This is a genomic window from Castellaniella sp. (assembly GCF_034007085.1).
Taxonomy (GTDB): Bacteria; Pseudomonadota; Gammaproteobacteria; order Burkholderiales; family Burkholderiaceae_B; genus Castellaniella.
The window spans coordinates 1-15,390 of sequence record NZ_JAVERO010000045.1 but is presented as its reverse complement, the minus strand read 5'-3'; the positions used below and the strand labels follow the sequence as shown (position 1 = coordinate 15,390).

Below are 15,390 nucleotides of genomic sequence, written 5' to 3'. Positions count from 1 at the left end.
GCATCCACCAGCTTGCGGCTGAAGGCCTCGTACACGGAATCCTGCACATAGAAACGATTGGTGCACACGCAGGTCTGTCCGGCGTTGCGGTATTTGCTGGCCACGGCGCCTTCCACGGCCGCATCCAGATCGGCATCATCAAATACGATGAAAGGCGCATTGCCGCCCAGTTCCAGGGACAGCTTCTTGATCGAAGGCGCGCACTGGCGCATCAACAGGCGCCCGACCTCGGTGGACCCCGTGAACGACACCTTGCGCACCTGGTCGTTGGACGTCATTTCGCCGCCGATGGCGGCCGCATCCCCCGTCACGACGGAAAACACGCCCGGCGGCACGCCGGCCTCGTGCGCCAGCACCGCCAGGGCCAGGGCTGAAAAAGGGGTTTGCTCTGCGGGTTTCACGACCAGGGGACAACCGGCCGCCAGCGCCGCACCGGCCTTGCGAGTGATCATGGACGAAGGGAAATTCCAGGGGGTGATGGCTGCGCACACCCCGATGGGTTCCTTGGTGACGACGATTCTGCGGTCCCGGGCAAATGTGGGAATCACGTCGCCATAGGCGCGCTTGCCTTCTTCGGCGAACCATTCCAGGAATGCGGCCCCGTAGGCGATTTCACCCCGCGCCTCGCTCAGCGGCTTGCCCTGTTCGGCGGTCATGATCAGCGCCAGGTCCTGGGCATGTTCGGTCATCAGATCGAACCAGCGCCGCAGAATGGCCGCGCGTTCCTTGGCCGTCAGCGCGCGCCAGGGACCCCAGGCCGCCTGCGCGGCCTCGATGGCCCGTCGGGTCTCTGCCGCGCCCATGCGCGGCACGGTGCCCAGGGTTTCGCCCGTCGCCGGATTGAACACAGCAAAGGTCTCGGCGGAATCCGCATCGCACCATTGACCATCGAGATAGGCCTGCTGACGCAGCAGGTCTGGCTTGTTGAGTGCCAACATACTTGTGCCCCCATTGATCGTTCAGTATAATGAACGTTGTTTATCAGAATGAACAAACAAAATAATAGCGGCTCAGCGCCTCAGGCGTCAATCCGTCGCCGGGCCATGTCCGCCATACATCCCGACGGAAACCCGCCGAATATCGGCCCACCCCAACGATCCCCCCATGAGCACTGATAGAATTCCCGCCCCAGCCGTCGCCCGCGCCTCTGCCGTGCTGGACCTGCTGGCCCGTGCCGGCCGGCCCGTCACGCTGGCTGAACTGGCCAGGACGCTGCAACTGCCCAAGAGCAGCCTGCACGGCCTGTGCGCCACACTGGAACAGTTGAACCTGATCACGCGACTGGAGGGCGGCCAGATGACACTGGGGCCGCACGTGATGATGTGGGCCAATGCCTTCATGGCGCGCCTGGACATCACGCAGGAATTCTTCGCCTCCTGGGACGATATGCGTATCCTGCCGGAAGAAACCATCACACTGTCGGTGCGTGACGGCGCCGAGGTCGTGTACATTGCCTGCCGCAACGGCAAACACCCCCTGGGTCTGAGTTTTCATGCCGGCATGCGGCTGCCGGCGGTCTATACCGCCACGGGCCTGGCCATGCTCAGCACCCTGCCCGACTCAAGCATCCGCAAACTGTTCGGCGGCACTGGCCATGCCTGGCCCGAACCGCTCACCGCCAAAGGGGTGCGCGATGCCGAAAGCCTGATCACCGAATTGCAGCGCACACGGCAACGCGGCTATTCGCTGGATCACGAATGCGTCCGCGAGGGCATGTACTGCTACGGTGCCCCGGTCTTTGATTCGCGCCACCCCGAGGCCGTGGCCGGCGTGGCAGTCAGCATCCGTTCGCTGGAAGCCAACCCGGCGCTCGAAGCACGCGCAGGGCAGGCCATCCGCAAGCTGGCCGACCGGCTGTCGGAACGGCTGGGAGCCTGGCAAGGCCGATAACACAGGCGCCACGTTTTAGAATGCATCACCTTCGCGCCTGGAGTCTCCATGGAAATCACCCTCAACGGCCAATACACTCTGATCGCCGCCGCCCTCGTCATGCTCCTGGGGCACTGGCTGGTCTTTCGCATCCGGTTGCTGTCCTCGTTCAACATCCCTGAACCCGTGGCAGGCGGCCTGGTGGCCGCATTTTTCATCACCTTGCTGAACGCCACCACGGGCCTGACGTTCAGGCTCGACACCGATCTGCAGACGACGTGCATGCTGATGTTCTTTGCCTCGATCGGCCTGAGCGCGGATTTCACGCGGCTGAAAGCAGGCGGCAGGCCGCTTGCCGTGTTGCTGGCGCTGGTCTCCGCTTTCATCGTGGTGCAGAACATCATTGGCGTGAGCCTTGCGGCACTGCTGGGCCTCAAGCCCCTGATCGGCCTGATGGCCGGCTCGATCACGCTGACCGGCGGCCACGGCACCGCAGGCGCCTGGGGGCCGGTGCTGGAAACCCGCTACGGCATCACCGGGGCCACCACGCTGGGCATCGCCACGGCCACCTTCGGCCTGGTCTTCGGCGGCCTGGTCGGCGGGCCAGTGGCGCGTTACCTGATCCGCCGGCAGGGCCGCGCACCCGTGCCGGATGCGCAGGCGCGCACCAGCATCGAAACCCTATCCGGCACGCCGCGCCACAACCCAGGCACGGAAAGCGAGGAAGCCAACCGCCTGGCATTCGAACTCGTTGACCAGCCACGCCTGATCACGACCTACAGCGCGATCGAAACCCTGGCCATGTTCGCCGCCTGCCTGGTCTGCGCCGACCTGCTCAGCCGCTGGACCCACGGCACGGCCATCGAACTGCCCACCTTCATCTGGGCGCTGGCCAGCGGTGTGGTGATCCGCAACACCCTGACCCACCTGTTCCGCTTCCGGATGTTCGACCGCGCAATCGACGTGTTCGGCAACACCGCCCTGTCGCTGTTCCTGGCCATCGCGCTGATCGGCCTGCGCCTGTGGGAACTGGCCGACCTGGCCGGCCCTGTGGCCGTCATCCTGGCAACACAAGTCGTCGCGATCATGCTGTATGCGACTTTCATCACGTACCGATTCATGGGGTCGGATTATGACGCTGCCGTGGTCGCTGCCGGCCATTGCGGCTTCGGCCTGGGCGCCACCCCCACGGCCATCGCCAACATGCAGGCCGTCACCGACCGCTTCGGCCCATCGTACAAGGCCTATCTGATCGTGCCCCTGGTCGGTGCGTTCTTTGTGGATCTGGTCAACGCCGCCATCCTGCAAGCCTTCACCCAGATCCCCTGGCTGCAGTAGGCCGGAATAAAAAAAAAGCCCAAGATCCGAAGATCCTGGGCTAAATCCACCAAAGGAGGAGGGTGGAGGAGACAACCTGGGCATGTCGGGCTGCGAGAAACCTGGGTTTCGAGCCGCCGTGACCAGGGGTTTCCCCGCTGCAATCACGTTTCGACATCCGATGAACAGATTATATAGAACGATCTTGCTGCATTGCAAGATAAATTTATTGTCAATAGATGATAGCCAGCGATTCGTTGCCTATCAGCAACATTCAAGGGTAAATCCCTAGGAAAGCTGGCATTGCTTGGACATGCCCACGGGGCGCACCGAGTTGCCGAGAACCGTCATGCTGCTCAGGAGCATGGCAACGGCAGCGGCACCAGGGGTGACGCCAACCTGCAGGAACAACGCCACGATGACGACGTTGTAGCAGATCGAAAAAAACAGGTTCTGCCGAATCCGCCGCAGGATCTGGCGCGCCATGCGGCGCGCCTGGACCACCTGCCCCAGGCCGCCGCGCGTGATCACCACGCCGGAAGCCGTGACGGCGATGGCATTCGCGCCCGGGATGGCCACGCCGCAATCCGCTGCGGCAAGCACGAGCGTGTCGTTGATGCCATCGCCGATAAACACCGTCCCGCGGCCGTACTGCTGCAGGACACCCACTTTGTCATCGGGCTTGCAGGCGGCGTGAATGTGCTGCGGCTCGAATCCAAGCTGCCGGCCCACCCAGTGCGCCGCCGCAGCATGATCGCCGGTCACCAGCAGTGTGCGGCAACCCGCCTGGCGCAGCGTATCCAGGGCTGCCCGCGATTCGGCCCCGATCGTGTCCTGCAGTTCGATCCGGCCTTCCCAGCGCCCATCACGAGCGGCATGAACCGTCGCTCCCGACGCCGGACCTGTGACAGGATCCATGGCCGCCCCCAGCGACTCGGTACAGCGCACGCCTTGCGCTTCCAGCCACTGGGCGGCGCCGATCAGCCATAGCGCCCCATCGGGTGCGGTATAACGCACGCCTGCCGGGTGCCGCTCGACCTGCGGTGCCAGCGGCAAATCTTCGATCCCGAGCGCGCCGGCATATTGAACGATGGCGCTGGCCACCGGATGCGCAACGCCAGATTCCGCGCTGGCCATGATGCGCACAAGCTCGCCGGGGGCCAGGCGTTTGCTGACCGCCCGTGCCACCGCCAGCCGCCCAGTCGTCAGCGTGCCCGTCTTATCGAAGGCAAACGTGCGACCACGCGCCAGGGCTTCGACACTGGCAGGGTCTCGAAACAGGATGCCCAGGCGTGAAGCGCGCGCGCTGCCCGTCGAGAATGCCAGCGGCAGGGCGAGCCCGACGGCGCAAGGGCAGGCGGCGACGAGCACCGACAGCGAAGCCAGCAATGCCTGATCGACGGCCATCCCCATCCACAGGTGGCGCATCAGCGCCAACACCGAGAGCACGCACACGATGGGGAGCAAGCACCGGGCAAATTGTTCTGCCAGCCTTGACATCGAGGACTTCGCGCCAAACAGTTCCAGCATGCGCAGGCCCAGCCGATCGGCATATCGCTGGCCCTGGGCCTGCTCCACCCGCAGCACCAGCGGCGCCTGCAGATTCACCATGCCGGCATGCAGGTGTTCGCCGACCGTGCACGGCCGCGGCAACGATTCGCCCGTCAACAAGGACGCATCCACCTGCGATGCACCGTGGTCTATGACCCCATCGACAGGCACCCGCTCGCCCGCAAGCACATAGACCTGGGAACCGGGCTGGACGGATTCCAGCGCAACGATCGTCTGGTTGCCATCGGGCAGGATGAGGCGGGCCGTTTCCGGCATGAGCTGACGCAGCGCATCGATTGCCGCCAGGTTGTGCTTGCGTGCGCGGATCTCGATCAAGCGCCCTACCAGCAAAAACGTGACGAGCATCGTCGCCGCATCGACATAGACTGCGGGCGAATACCGGGAAAGGTTCCAGAGCGACAGCAGCAAGGATCCCCAGACGCCGAGCGAGATGAGCGCATCCATGCCCGGCACCCCGGCCCGTACGGTTTTCCAGCCCGCCCGATAGAAATCCAGCCCGCTGTACAGCACCACCGGCAGGCTGAAGATCGTTGCGGCCCACCCCACCAGCCAGGCATCGATGCCGGCCACCGCCCCGAGACCCAGGTAAAGCATCCAGGTCCCCAGCATGCTCCACATGCCGAAGAAGGCCGCGACGATCAACTGCAGCCGGATCCGCACCGCTTGCTTGTCCAGGGACCGGTTCACCTCGCTGTCGTCCAGCAGCGGCGACATCTCGTAGCCCAGGCCCTGCACTCGATCGAACAGGGCCTGGAAATCAAACTGCACCGGATCCCATCGGACCAGAGCAGAGCCGGACGTGAAGTTCACGTGGCTGTCCAGCACACCTGGCACTTTGTCGATGACCCGCTGCACCGCCATGGCGCAACTGGCGCAGAACATGCCGCGAACCGAAAAGATCATGCGCCCGGCGGGGCGCAGGGATTCCAGGTCCAGGGGGTCGGCCACAGCCGCCGAAGCCGTCCTCGGCATGGCGCGATCAACCGTTCGGCCCAGTGCCCCCGCCGACGATCTTCCCGTTGACTTCCTTGCCGTAGAAGCTTTCCTCGCCCTCATGGAATTGGACGCGCGCCGCTTCCAGGGTGCCGGTCTGACGGGGGTCCTTGGGGCGCTCATGGCTGTCAATGAAGGCCGCAACATCCCAGGCGTCCTGGTCGCTCAGCGAGAACGGTTTGCCCAGCGGCATGTTCGCCTTGATGAACCCGGCTGCCGTGTCGATACGCGCCATGCCCGCCCCCCAGTTGTACGAGTTGGGCCCCCACAGAGGAGGAAACACCACGCCACTGTCGGGATCGCGCTGGCCCTGGCCATCCGCACCGTGGCACAGGGCGCAGTTCTGCGTGTAGACCGCCTGTCCGCGGACCACGTCATACCCTGCCTCGGGTTTCTTGACCTTGGGATAGCCGGAACCGGGCAGTTTCTCTCCCGTCGGCGCGCCATCGGACATCCAATAGAAATAGGTGATCAGATCGCGGTAGACATCGCTGCCGGCCGCCGGCGGCTGCCCCGACGGCGAACCCTGCGCATTCATTGAATACGTGAAACAGCCCTTGATCCGGTCTTCGATGGTGCTGATGGATTGCGTCTTGCTGCGGTACGCCGGATAGCGCACGTAGGCGCCCCACATGGGGGCTGAATTTTCCCGGCGCCCGGCATCGAGATGGCAATTGACGCATGCCAGCGTATTGCCGACATGATCGGACACCATGGAGGCCGGCTCCATGAAGATGGCGCGGCCCCGCCTGACGGCATCGCCGTAGGGGCCGTCAGGGATGCTGTCCTCTGAAGGCGGCGCGTAATAACCGTCGGCACCGACCGGCATGCCGGCGGTGGGCGCCGTCCTGTCTGCGTAGTATGTCTTGCGCTTGGCCTCCATGGTTGCACGGGTGTAGGCCTGGCCGCCTTGCGCCACATCACCCTGATCCGGCGTGAAATAGCGCGACATCAGGCCGCTGTCATGAACCAGATAGCCGGCACCGAACAGCAAAATGCCCAAACCCGCGCTCCAGGCCAACCTTTGGGGGCCGGACAGCCGCTTGCGGGTACCGGCTTCAGGCCGGGCCGAGGAATGCTTGTGTGTCATCTTGGCTCTCTACGCTTAATGAGCGGCATCAGCGCCAGGCCCCGGTAAGGACGCCGCATAATTGGACACCGCATACAGGTCCCGATAGGACAGCCGGCTGGCAATGTCATCCATCAGGGATTGCGGCGAATTGTGCCGGTGGCCGCCCTTCCATGCCGCCAGCTGATTGAACAGGTATTCGGGACGTTGCGCCGCCAGGGGCGGGAAGGACGTGCCCACGCCTTGCCCCTGGTCCCCGTGGCAGCTCACGCAGGCAGGTACGTTGCGTTTCCAGTCCCCTTTTTCGAACAGCATGCGACCTCGGTCCAGGTCTGCATCGGATTGCGGCAACACCAGTCGGGGCACGGGCAGGCTTGCGTAGTAGGCTGCGACTTCGGCGATATCCTGATCCGTCAGTTCACGCGCCACGTAGTGCATGGATTCGTTGAGCCGGGTTTCGGCGGCGAAATCACGCAACTGCTTGGCCAGATACGTTTCATCCAGACCTGCAAGGCGCGGCGTGCTGCCGGCCCCCTGCCCCTGATCGCCATGACAGGATGCGCAGCTCCACACACTGCCTCGGCCCGCATGGACCAGCACTGGCGCATTCTGCACGGTGCTGGAATCGGGGCTTGCCGGCGCAGCCTGCGTGACGGGCGCTGCCGGAATGCTGGCGACCGGATCGGACGCGCCGGCATCCGCCCAGGGTGCCAGATCGCTCAGATACATGCCGACACCGCCCAAGGCCAGGGCAATCAGGACCGCCAGCAGGAAAATGGGGATCGGGCGCGATGGCTCCCAGGGTTCGAACGTGGGGTCGATGTCATCGACCCGGGGTGTTGTCGCGTGGTGATTGGGTTTCATGGCGTTCCTACCCCGCATGTCCTGCCAGCGCCGTTTCCGGACGCTGGTCATATCCGCGGTCCCTTTTCTGCAATTCCTCGGGGCTGGCCGGGTAGGTGCGATCCAGGCTCAGCAGATATTCGACGAGATCCAGTACTTCCTTGCGCGCCACGACCACCCGCCCGCCAGACGGCTGGAACTGGGCAGGCAGGCGCACCACGACATCGCCCGGCGATGCCTGATCCTTTTCTTCGAACAGATAGGGGTACGAGGGCATGATGCTCCAGTCGAAGATGGACCGCGGCTGGTACAGATGCGTCAGATGCCAGTCACGGCTCTTCATGCGAGCACCGATGTTGAGCAGATCGGGACCCGTGCGCATGGTGCCCAGCAGATGGGGCGCGTCATAGAAATAATCCCCCGGGGTCGAGGCACGACCCCAGCCGCTGGCGCTGTCGAACAGTGTCTGGCCCGTGGAACGGGGCTGCTGGCTGTGGCAGTAGACGCAGCCGTTGGCGACGTACTGCTGGCGCCCGAGCAGCTGCTGTCCGGTGTAGGGCGGGAGCTGCTCGGGCGGCTGCGCCGTGCGCATCTGCCAGGCCGGCAGGATCACCAGCATCAGGGTGGCAAGCAGCAGGACGCCGATTGCGCCGACGAGAAGGGGCAACAGTCTGTTCATGACGCTTCCACAGGAGCAAACACATCGGCCGGCTTGGCGCCCGATTCTTTTTTCAGCAGCAGCACGGCAAAATGCGCGGCAAAGACGAAATGGCCCAGGGTCATCAAGGTGCCGCCGATGGACCGGCCCTCAAGATAGGGGATCATCGACCGGGTGATTTCGGAAAATCTCGACCCCGGATTCATCAAATCCATGCCCTGCAGGACGCCGGCGACGGTCAAGGCGATGAAGTAGATCGAAAACCCAACCACCACCAGCCAGAAATGCACCTGCACCAGTCTGGGATAGGGCCAGCGCCGGCCCAGGACGTGCGGCATCATGTAATAGAGCGTGCCAAACAGCACGAGCGACACGAAACCGTAGGCACCCAGGTGCGCGTGTCCAACGGTGTAGTGCGTGAAATGCGTGATCGAGTTGACCGACCGGATGGCCTCGATCGAGCCCTGGAAAGAAGACAGGGTATACATCAGCGCGCCAATCCATACGAACCGGAGCGCCATCGATTGCTTGAACGCCCACATATTGGTGGCGACCGTGACGTGCTGGTTGATCGCCACGGCGATCACCGGCACAAACATCATCACACTGTGGACGACAGACAGCGTCACCGCCCAGGTCGGGATCGGCCCGCCCATCAGATGGTGGATTCCGACCTGGCTGTAGAACAGCGCCAGGCTCCAGAAACCAAGGAGCGACACGTTGTATGAATACACCGGCTTGCCGATGATCTTGGGAATGATGTAGTAAGCCATGCCCACGCCCATGGGCGTCAGCCACAGGCCCAGCACGTTGTGGGCGAACCACCAGTTCACCGTGGCCTGCTGGGCGCCCATGTGCAGGCCGGGGATGTTCGACACCAGGAACAGAAAGGGAAACCACATCATGCCGGCCAGGAAATACCAGCCCGACACATAAATATGGGGTGTTTTCCGCCGTGCGGCCGTCTCGATCGCCGGCCAGGCCAGGAAGAACCCCCCCAGGGCCAGCACGATGTCGAATTGCCAGGGGAATTCCAGCCACTCGATTCCATCTGTCCAGCCGCTGGCGATGGCAATCGACCCGCCCAGGACGCCCAGCGTCCAGAGAAAGGCCCCGAGATAGGCCATGTTTGGCCGGCGCAATGGCGTGTGAAAGATGCGCGGCAACAGCCAGAGCGCCACCCCGATGCCCGTGACCGAAAGCCAGCCATAGGCCACGATGTTCAGATGCAGGGTGCGTGCGCGGCCGAAGGTGATCTGCGCCATGTCCGCCAGCCAGTCCGGCCAGTGCAGTTTCAGGGACGCTATGACGCCGAACGTCGAGCCGATCAGCAGCCAGAGTATGCCCGCCGTGACCAGCACCAGCACCGGGCCTTTGCCGGCGCGATCGATGCCCGCCCGCAATACGTCGAAACGGTGGGTTGCCGTCTCGTTTTCCTGACCAAAAGAGGCACTGTCATCAGGATGGCCGATCTCGCCTTCCATGAAAATGGTGGACGCCTCGGCCTTGCCGACGAAGATCAACTTATTGGCAACCGCCCAGACGAGAATCCCCAGTGCCACCAAGGAGGCGATAAAACTTGTCGCCAGCAAAACTCCCAGTATCGGTGTCATAGCATGCGTGCCTGTATCCATGGCGACCGCATCCGGTCCAGTCGGACCCTGGCGCCGCCCCGGGGAATCCGTGGCGACCCAGATTGAACGCAGCCAAATTGGCGACACAATAAGTAGCCAGGATTAAGGCAGCATTAAAATTTGCAAGCTTCAAGGAATTCAGGGAAGCGCTGTATCATCCACCACAGGCAGTGTCAGGCGTGCTTCCAGTCCGCCCCCTTCTCGTGCCAGGAGTTCGAATGCGCCCGCATGCCGCCGGGCAATCGTATGGACGATGGACAGGCCCAGTCCGTTACCGGGTATTTTCGGGTCCCCGCGCCAGAACCGGCCCACGGCCTGGGCCCGCTCTTGCGCATTCAGGCCAGCGCCGGTGTCCAGCACGCTGATCTGCAGGGTCTCATTGCCCTGCGGCGCCAGGGCGACCATGATGGGCGAACCCGCAGGGGCGTAGCGCAGGGCATTGTCGAGCAGGTTTTGAATGGCCCCGGCCAACAGGGGCTGCGCCACACGGACCGGCGGCGCGCATTCAGACCCCTGGACCGATATCCTGCCCACGGCATCGCCATGCATGGCTTTCAAGGCCTCGATGGCACTGGATATCGCCTCGCTGGGGTCGCTCACTTCCCCCGCGATGGCCGGGCTTTCCAGGCGCGCCAGGTCCAGCAGGCGCTGCAGGATATTCTGCAATTGCCGAACCCCCTGATCTGCGCTGGCCAGTGCATCTTCCGTGGTGCTTGCATCCCGCTGCTGCAAGGCGAGCCTGGCCACCTGGATATGTGTTTTCACACCGGTCAGCGGCGTGCGCAATTCATGCGCCGCACTGTCGGTGAACCGGCGTTCCCGCACGATGGCATCCTGCAGTCTTTCCAGCAGTTGCTCGATCGTCTGCAGCAGCGGCTGCAGTTCGATGGGCACATCGACTTCGGGCAAGGGGCTGTCATCACCGGGACGGCGCCGGGCCAGCAGGCTGCGAATGCGCTCCACGGGCGCCAGCCCCCGGGTAATGCCCAGCCACAAGACGATCAGCGTGCCAAACAGGGCGACCGCGAACGGCACCCCCGCAGAAAGGATCAATTCCTTGAGCAGGCCTTCTCTGACGTCGATGCTGTCGGCCGTGGCGATCTGGACGTCGCCCTGCCGCAATACATAAGTCCGCCAGCGCTTGTGGCCATAGGTGTGGGTGCTGAAGCCCAGGTCCGCATGCATCAGTTCGGGGCTGCCGGCCGTGCGCGCCACAGTCCTGAGCACGACTTCGCTGCGCACCAGGCTGACCTCGCACGCCACCCCATCCCGGGCAATCACATCCAACGGCTTGTCGCCCATCGAGACCATGTCCCGGGGGTCGGGAAACTGGGACACCAGACCAGCCACCATTCGCGCCGACGCTGCCAGACGATTGTCCAATGCCTCGCGCAACGACTGGCGGGCATCGATCAGCATCCAGGTCGCCACCAGAGTCCAGAGCGCTGTCAGGGAAATGCCGATATACAGCAAAAGGCGCAGGCGCAGACTCATGTGCCCACGACCTTTTCGGCGGCGCCCAAGCGGTAGCCAAGGCCCCGCACGGTTTCGATGATCGGGGTCCCGAGCTTGCGGCGCAGATGATGAATATGGACGTTGAGCGCGTTGCTTTCCACGTTCTGCTCGTAGCCGTAGACACAGTCGCACAACTGCTCTGTGCTGAGGATGGCCTGGGGATTCTGCATCAAGGCCCGTAGCAATGCCAGTTCACGGCGCGCCAGCATGACCGGCTCGCCAGCCAGCCACACCTGACCCGTCGACGCACAGAATCGGAGCGCGCCGTGCTCGATGTAATCCGTGGCGCGGCCCGCCACCCGGCGCATCAGTACGTGCAACCGCGCTTGCAGTTCATCCAGATCGAACGGTTTGACCAGGTAGTCGTCAGCCCCGCCCAGCAGGCCCTCCACACGATGACAGGGCGCATCGCGCGCGGTCAGCACCAGAACGGGGAGATCGCGGCCCTCTTCGCGCCAATGACGCAGCAGGACCATGCCGTCTTCGTCCGGCAGTCCCAGGTCCAGAACACAGACATCGAAATACGACGTCGCCAGCGCAGCATCCGCCAGGCGGGCCGTACCCACATGATCGATCGTCAGCCCATGCAAGCGCAACCCCGTCACAATACCGCTTGCCACGAGAGGATCGTCTTCGACGAGCAGAATATGCATTCGATGCATCCTTGCGGGCAGAGGCCCCGCCCCCGGACCTTCAACCCAGGCAAACGCCCAGGGAGGCTCTGGGTCAGATCCGATAGGCCGTCGTGGTCATGACGCGGGACATCACGCGCATGGCGCCTCGCACCAGTGCTGGCAAAGGCGCCGCACCATGGTTTTCGGCGGTGGCGCGATGCCCGATTTCGTCGTTGCGCATCTGCGTGACGATCCGCCGCGATCGCCGGTCGGATGCCGGCAAGGCTTCCAGGTGGCCGTCCAGGTGTTCTTCGACCTGCCGTTCGGTTTCGGCCATGAAGCCCAGGTTGTACGGAACCCCGGCCCGGCTGGCGGCCAGGCCCAGACCGAAGGCACCGGCATACCACACAGGATTGAGCAGGCTCGGACGGCTGTGGAGTTCATCCAGGCGCTGACGGCACCAGGCCAGGTGATCGACTTCTTCTGCGGCTGCCTGCAGCAGCACCCGGCGGACGCCTTCGTTCCGGCACCACAACGCCTGCCCCCGGTACAGGGCCTGGGCGCAGATCTCGCCCACGTGATTGACCCGCATCAGGCCTGCGGCATGGCGCGATTCAGCGTCGGACAGCAGCGGATCATCGGCAGCCACAGCCCCTGCCGGATTCGCGCGTTCATGCGCAACCGTGCCACCCAGAACCTGCAAGGCGCGACCGGCTTCGGCCAGGATCGCATCCAGCCGCCCGGCACGTCGGTGCCAGGCCGGCATCGGCGCGCCGGTCATGTCCGATCCCTGCAGCGTCTGGTCCATGAGAAATATCCTTGTCAACGATTGAGAAAACGCCAGACTGGTTTGAGTTCAGCCAGCAGCCAGCAGGACGGCAGGGCGATGGCCAGGGCAATCAGCCCCCGGCCTGACCAGTCCTGATCATCCTGCAGGTAAGCATTGCACAAACGGATGGGCTGGTCCAGATAGATCATGCCGACGATCGCACTCATCCAGCAGAAATTACCCAGAAAAAAAAGTTTGATGACCACGTTGGAGCGCCGCAATGAAGCCCGCAGCACCCAGCCGCAGACCGGCAGCCCCAGATACTTGAACGCCGCCACCCGCCAGTCCGTCAAGGCATCGTCCAGCGCCTTGGGCACCATCCAGCCCGCCCCGACAAGACTGACCAGCAGCAAGCCTGGAACGCCATACTCATTGAACGACCAGGCGGGCCGCGGCCGCGCATCAGGCTCCGACTCGGGCCGACACGCACGCCAGGCCTGCTCGGCACACACCCCGGCCAGCACCAGCAAGGGAATCTGCACCAGCATGTGCAGACTCATGAGTGCCGTCAACGGGGCGCGCAAGCCCACCGCGAATCCCAGGCACACCAGCGCGCCGAGTCCCCAGGCCCAGACGGCACGGCTAGCGCACCTCATGTCCGGCCCTCGCCTGCACGCCGTTCCGGTTCACCCGGCACAGCGCCAGCGGGAACCAGGCCACGCTCGGCCTCGTCCTTGGCCGCCAGCAGCGCCAGGCCCGGATCATCCAGATCCAGGACGCGCGCCAGGCGGCCATCGGGGGTCACGATGTGGAAGGCGGCATTGTGCTCGAATTCGCCCAACGGTGCCGGCACGACGGTGATGCCGAACAGGTCCAATGCCGCATCACGCTGCGCCGGCTGTGCAAAGGACAGAAACTGCCAGACGGCCGGATCGGCATTCATGCGCACCGCATAGCGGCTCAGGTCGGACGGCCGTTCACGGGGATCGAAACTGATGCTGATCAGCCGGATGCGGTCCTGCAACCCATGCTCGACGATCGCCCGCTGCAGGCGTTCTGTGAGAGAGCCCTGGACCAGGCACAGCGACAGGCAGCGCGTATAGAAGAAATTGACGATGGCGATGCGCCCGTCGCGGCGCAGGTCCTGATTCAGACTCTGGATCCGGCCGTCTCCATACAGCACCTGGACCGCCGGGATCGGCCGGGGATTGCGCGCCACGTCCTGGCGGCGGGCGGCCTCGGCCGTCAGGACAGTGAAGCCATCCGTCAGGCCGTACAGTGCCCCGAGACCGGCCGCCAGAGCCACTGCCAGCGCAAGAATCCAGCGCACGCCGGGCGTCCCCGAGGCTACTCGCCCAGCAGGGGACGCAGGTCCTCGTCACCCTTCCAGGGCCCTGCCTGCGCCTTGGTTTGCTCGCGGACCTGAGCCACTGTCTTGGCGTCGGTGGCCGAAGCCGTATTGCCAAAGCTGGAACGCACATGGGTCACCATGGCGGCAATTTCTTCGTCGGAAAAGCGGGCAAAGTTCGGCATCTCGCCATTGTATTGCGCCCCTTCGACCGTCAGCGGACCATGGATGCCGTGCAGCAGAATGCGGATCATGATGCCCGGGTCCGCCGCAGCCACCCATTCGGATTTCGACAGGGGCGGAAACACGCCCGGAACTCCGGCACCGCTGGCCTGGTGACAGGCCACGCAGTTGGCCGTATAGAGCTGTCCCCCGTCCGCCGTCGCCGGCACGGCGAAATCCGCCACGACGCGGTCATCCCCGACCGCTGCCGGCATCGGATTGAAGCTGGTATACAGGTGATACACCGCCCACACCAGCAGCAAACCGATCACCGTCAGCACCACCTTGGGCACCGGACGGCTGCCCTCCTGCGGCTCGGGCTGCTCGCGGCGCTGCTGCTTGAATCGAGAGTCGCTCATGGCTTGGCTCCTTCGGCACTGGCCTGCCCGGACAGTTCAGGCAGTTGCGCGCCAGGCTTGACCGGATAGGTGTGATCCAGCCCGATCAGGTATTCCACCAGGTCCAGCGCCTCGGGCGTGGCCACGACGACCTTGCCGGCTGGCGCGAAACTGGGCGGCAGGCCGACGACCTTGTCGCCCGGATCGGCTTTGTCCTTGAGCTTGAACAGGAAAGGAAAGCTCGGCATGTTGCTGCCCGGCACATAGGCACGCGGGTTGTACAGATGCCCCAGGTTCCAGTCCACGCTGGGCTGGCGGGCCCCGATATTGAACAGGTCCGGCCCGGTGCGCATGGTGCCCAGCAGATGCGGATGGTCATAGTAGTAATCGCCCGCGACTGGCGCGCGGCCCCAGCCACGCTGGAAATCCGGCGCCTGGGACTGGCTGCGCGGCTGCTGCGAATGGCAGTAGACGCAGCCCATTTCGATATAGACCTGGCGGCCACGCAGCTGCTGTTCCGTATAGGGCTTCAGGCCTTCGGAAGGCGGCACATCGGACAGTTGCATGTGCGGCACCACCACCAGAGTGGCCGTCGCCAGCGCGAGCGTCACCATCGCGCCGCTGAGAAG

At 64.2% G+C, this 15,390-nt stretch carries 15 protein-coding genes; 2 read left to right on the top strand and 13 right to left on the bottom strand.

Translation table 11 applies throughout. The features are described 5' to 3' along the window. Window positions 1-938 (bottom strand): aldehyde dehydrogenase family protein (locus RBR29_RS06025; protein ID WP_320348062.1); only part of this gene is annotated, 938 nt, incomplete at its 3' end. A 166-nt stretch (window positions 939-1,104) separates the two neighbouring features. On the opposite strand from RBR29_RS06025, the gene RBR29_RS06020 reads away from it, so the two are divergent. Next, window positions 1,105-1,890: an IclR family transcriptional regulator gene (locus RBR29_RS06020; RefSeq protein WP_320348061.1), complete on the top strand. Its 786-nt coding sequence runs from the start codon at window positions 1,105-1,107 to the stop codon at window positions 1,888-1,890. A gap of 48 nt (window positions 1,891-1,938) precedes the next feature. Then, a complete protein-coding gene (gltS, locus tag RBR29_RS06015) occupies window positions 1,939-3,207 on the top strand; it encodes a sodium/glutamate symporter (RefSeq protein ID WP_320348060.1) in 1,269 nt (422 codons plus the stop codon). A gap of 267 nt (window positions 3,208-3,474) precedes the next feature. On the opposite strand, the gene RBR29_RS06010 is transcribed toward gltS, so the two are convergent. The 12 genes from RBR29_RS06010 to RBR29_RS05955 all read right to left on the bottom strand — a co-directional run. Then, window positions 3,475-5,730: a cation-translocating P-type ATPase gene (locus tag RBR29_RS06010; protein ID WP_320348059.1), complete on the bottom strand. Its 2,256-nt coding sequence runs from the start codon at window positions 5,728-5,730 to the stop codon at window positions 3,475-3,477. 7 nt (window positions 5,731-5,737) lie between these two features. Next, window positions 5,738-6,841 (bottom strand): c-type cytochrome, encoded by a 1,104-nt coding sequence (locus RBR29_RS06005; protein WP_320348058.1) that lies wholly within the window; start codon window positions 6,839-6,841, stop codon window positions 5,738-5,740. Window positions 6,842-6,856: 15 nt separating this feature from the next. Beyond that, entirely contained in the window at window positions 6,857-7,684 is an 828-nt protein-coding gene (locus RBR29_RS06000; RefSeq protein ID WP_320348057.1) for a c-type cytochrome, read from the bottom strand. Between the two features lie 7 nt (window positions 7,685-7,691). After that, window positions 7,692-8,342: a cbb3-type cytochrome c oxidase subunit II gene (locus RBR29_RS05995; RefSeq protein ID WP_320348056.1), complete on the bottom strand. Its 651-nt coding sequence runs from the start codon at window positions 8,340-8,342 to the stop codon at window positions 7,692-7,694. Further along, on the bottom strand, window positions 8,339-9,934 hold the full coding sequence (locus RBR29_RS05990) for a cbb3-type cytochrome c oxidase subunit I (RefSeq protein ID WP_320348055.1): 1,596 nt from the start codon (window positions 9,932-9,934) through the stop codon (window positions 8,339-8,341). Before RBR29_RS05990 ends, RBR29_RS05995 begins: the two co-directional genes overlap by 4 nt. Before the next feature lie 159 nt (window positions 9,935-10,093). Beyond that, the gene (locus RBR29_RS05985) at window positions 10,094-11,449 is read right to left on the bottom strand and encodes an ATP-binding protein (protein ID WP_320348054.1); all 1,356 of its coding nucleotides are present in this window, start codon (window positions 11,447-11,449) and stop codon (window positions 10,094-10,096) included. Further along, window positions 11,446-12,123, bottom strand: a complete 678-nt coding sequence (locus RBR29_RS05980) for a winged helix-turn-helix domain-containing protein (protein ID WP_320348053.1) — start codon at window positions 12,121-12,123, stop codon at window positions 11,446-11,448. Before RBR29_RS05980 ends, RBR29_RS05985 begins: the two co-directional genes overlap by 4 nt. 73 nt (window positions 12,124-12,196) lie before the next feature. Then, window positions 12,197-12,865 (bottom strand): 2-polyprenyl-3-methyl-6-methoxy-1,4-benzoquinone monooxygenase, encoded by a 669-nt coding sequence (gene coq7, locus RBR29_RS05975; protein WP_320348063.1) that lies wholly within the window; start codon window positions 12,863-12,865, stop codon window positions 12,197-12,199. A gap of 41 nt (window positions 12,866-12,906) precedes the next feature. Beyond that, entirely contained in the window at window positions 12,907-13,509 is a 603-nt protein-coding gene (locus RBR29_RS05970) for a hypothetical protein (RefSeq protein ID WP_320348052.1), read from the bottom strand. Further along, on the bottom strand, window positions 13,506-14,183 hold the full coding sequence (locus tag RBR29_RS05965) for an SCO family protein (protein WP_320348051.1): 678 nt from the start codon (window positions 14,181-14,183) through the stop codon (window positions 13,506-13,508). The genes RBR29_RS05970 and RBR29_RS05965 overlap by 4 nt, the downstream gene beginning before the upstream one ends. A gap of 17 nt (window positions 14,184-14,200) precedes the next feature. Beyond that, complete coding sequence (locus RBR29_RS05960; protein ID WP_320348050.1) at window positions 14,201-14,782, bottom strand: cytochrome c; 582 nt, start codon at window positions 14,780-14,782, stop codon at window positions 14,201-14,203. Next, window positions 14,779-15,390, bottom strand: a 612-nt coding sequence (locus RBR29_RS05955) for a cbb3-type cytochrome c oxidase subunit II (protein WP_320348049.1), incomplete at its 5' end; no start/stop codon positions are given. The genes RBR29_RS05955 and RBR29_RS05960, both read right to left, overlap by 4 nt.

Bases quoted from the DNA above. Each gene is read 5' to 3' on its own strand.
- RBR29_RS06020 (WP_320348061.1), top strand. From the start codon at position 1,105: ATGAGCACTGATAGAATTCCCGCCCCAGCCGTCGCCCGCGCCTCTGCC.
- gltS (WP_320348060.1), top strand. From the start codon at position 1,939: ATGGAAATCACCCTCAACGGCCAATACACTCTGATCGCCGCCGCCCTC.
- RBR29_RS06010 (WP_320348059.1), bottom strand. From the start codon at position 5,730: ATGCCGAGGACGGCTTCGGCGGCTGTGGCCGACCCCCTGGACCTGGAA.
- RBR29_RS06005 (WP_320348058.1), bottom strand. From the start codon at position 6,841: ATGACACACAAGCATTCCTCGGCCCGGCCTGAAGCCGGTACCCGCAAG.
- RBR29_RS06000 (WP_320348057.1), bottom strand. From the start codon at position 7,684: ATGAAACCCAATCACCACGCGACAACACCCCGGGTCGATGACATCGAC.
- RBR29_RS05995 (WP_320348056.1), bottom strand. From the start codon at position 8,342: ATGAACAGACTGTTGCCCCTTCTCGTCGGCGCAATCGGCGTCCTGCTG.
- RBR29_RS05990 (WP_320348055.1), bottom strand. From the start codon at position 9,934: ATGACACCGATACTGGGAGTTTTGCTGGCGACAAGTTTTATCGCCTCC.
- RBR29_RS05985 (WP_320348054.1), bottom strand. From the start codon at position 11,449: ATGAGTCTGCGCCTGCGCCTTTTGCTGTATATCGGCATTTCCCTGACA.
- RBR29_RS05980 (WP_320348053.1), bottom strand. From the start codon at position 12,123: ATGCATATTCTGCTCGTCGAAGACGATCCTCTCGTGGCAAGCGGTATT.
- coq7 (WP_320348063.1), bottom strand. From the start codon at position 12,865: ATGACCGGCGCGCCGATGCCGGCCTGGCACCGACGTGCCGGGCGGCTG.
- RBR29_RS05970 (WP_320348052.1), bottom strand. From the start codon at position 13,509: ATGAGGTGCGCTAGCCGTGCCGTCTGGGCCTGGGGACTCGGCGCGCTG.
- RBR29_RS05960 (WP_320348050.1), bottom strand. From the start codon at position 14,782: ATGAGCGACTCTCGATTCAAGCAGCAGCGCCGCGAGCAGCCCGAGCCG.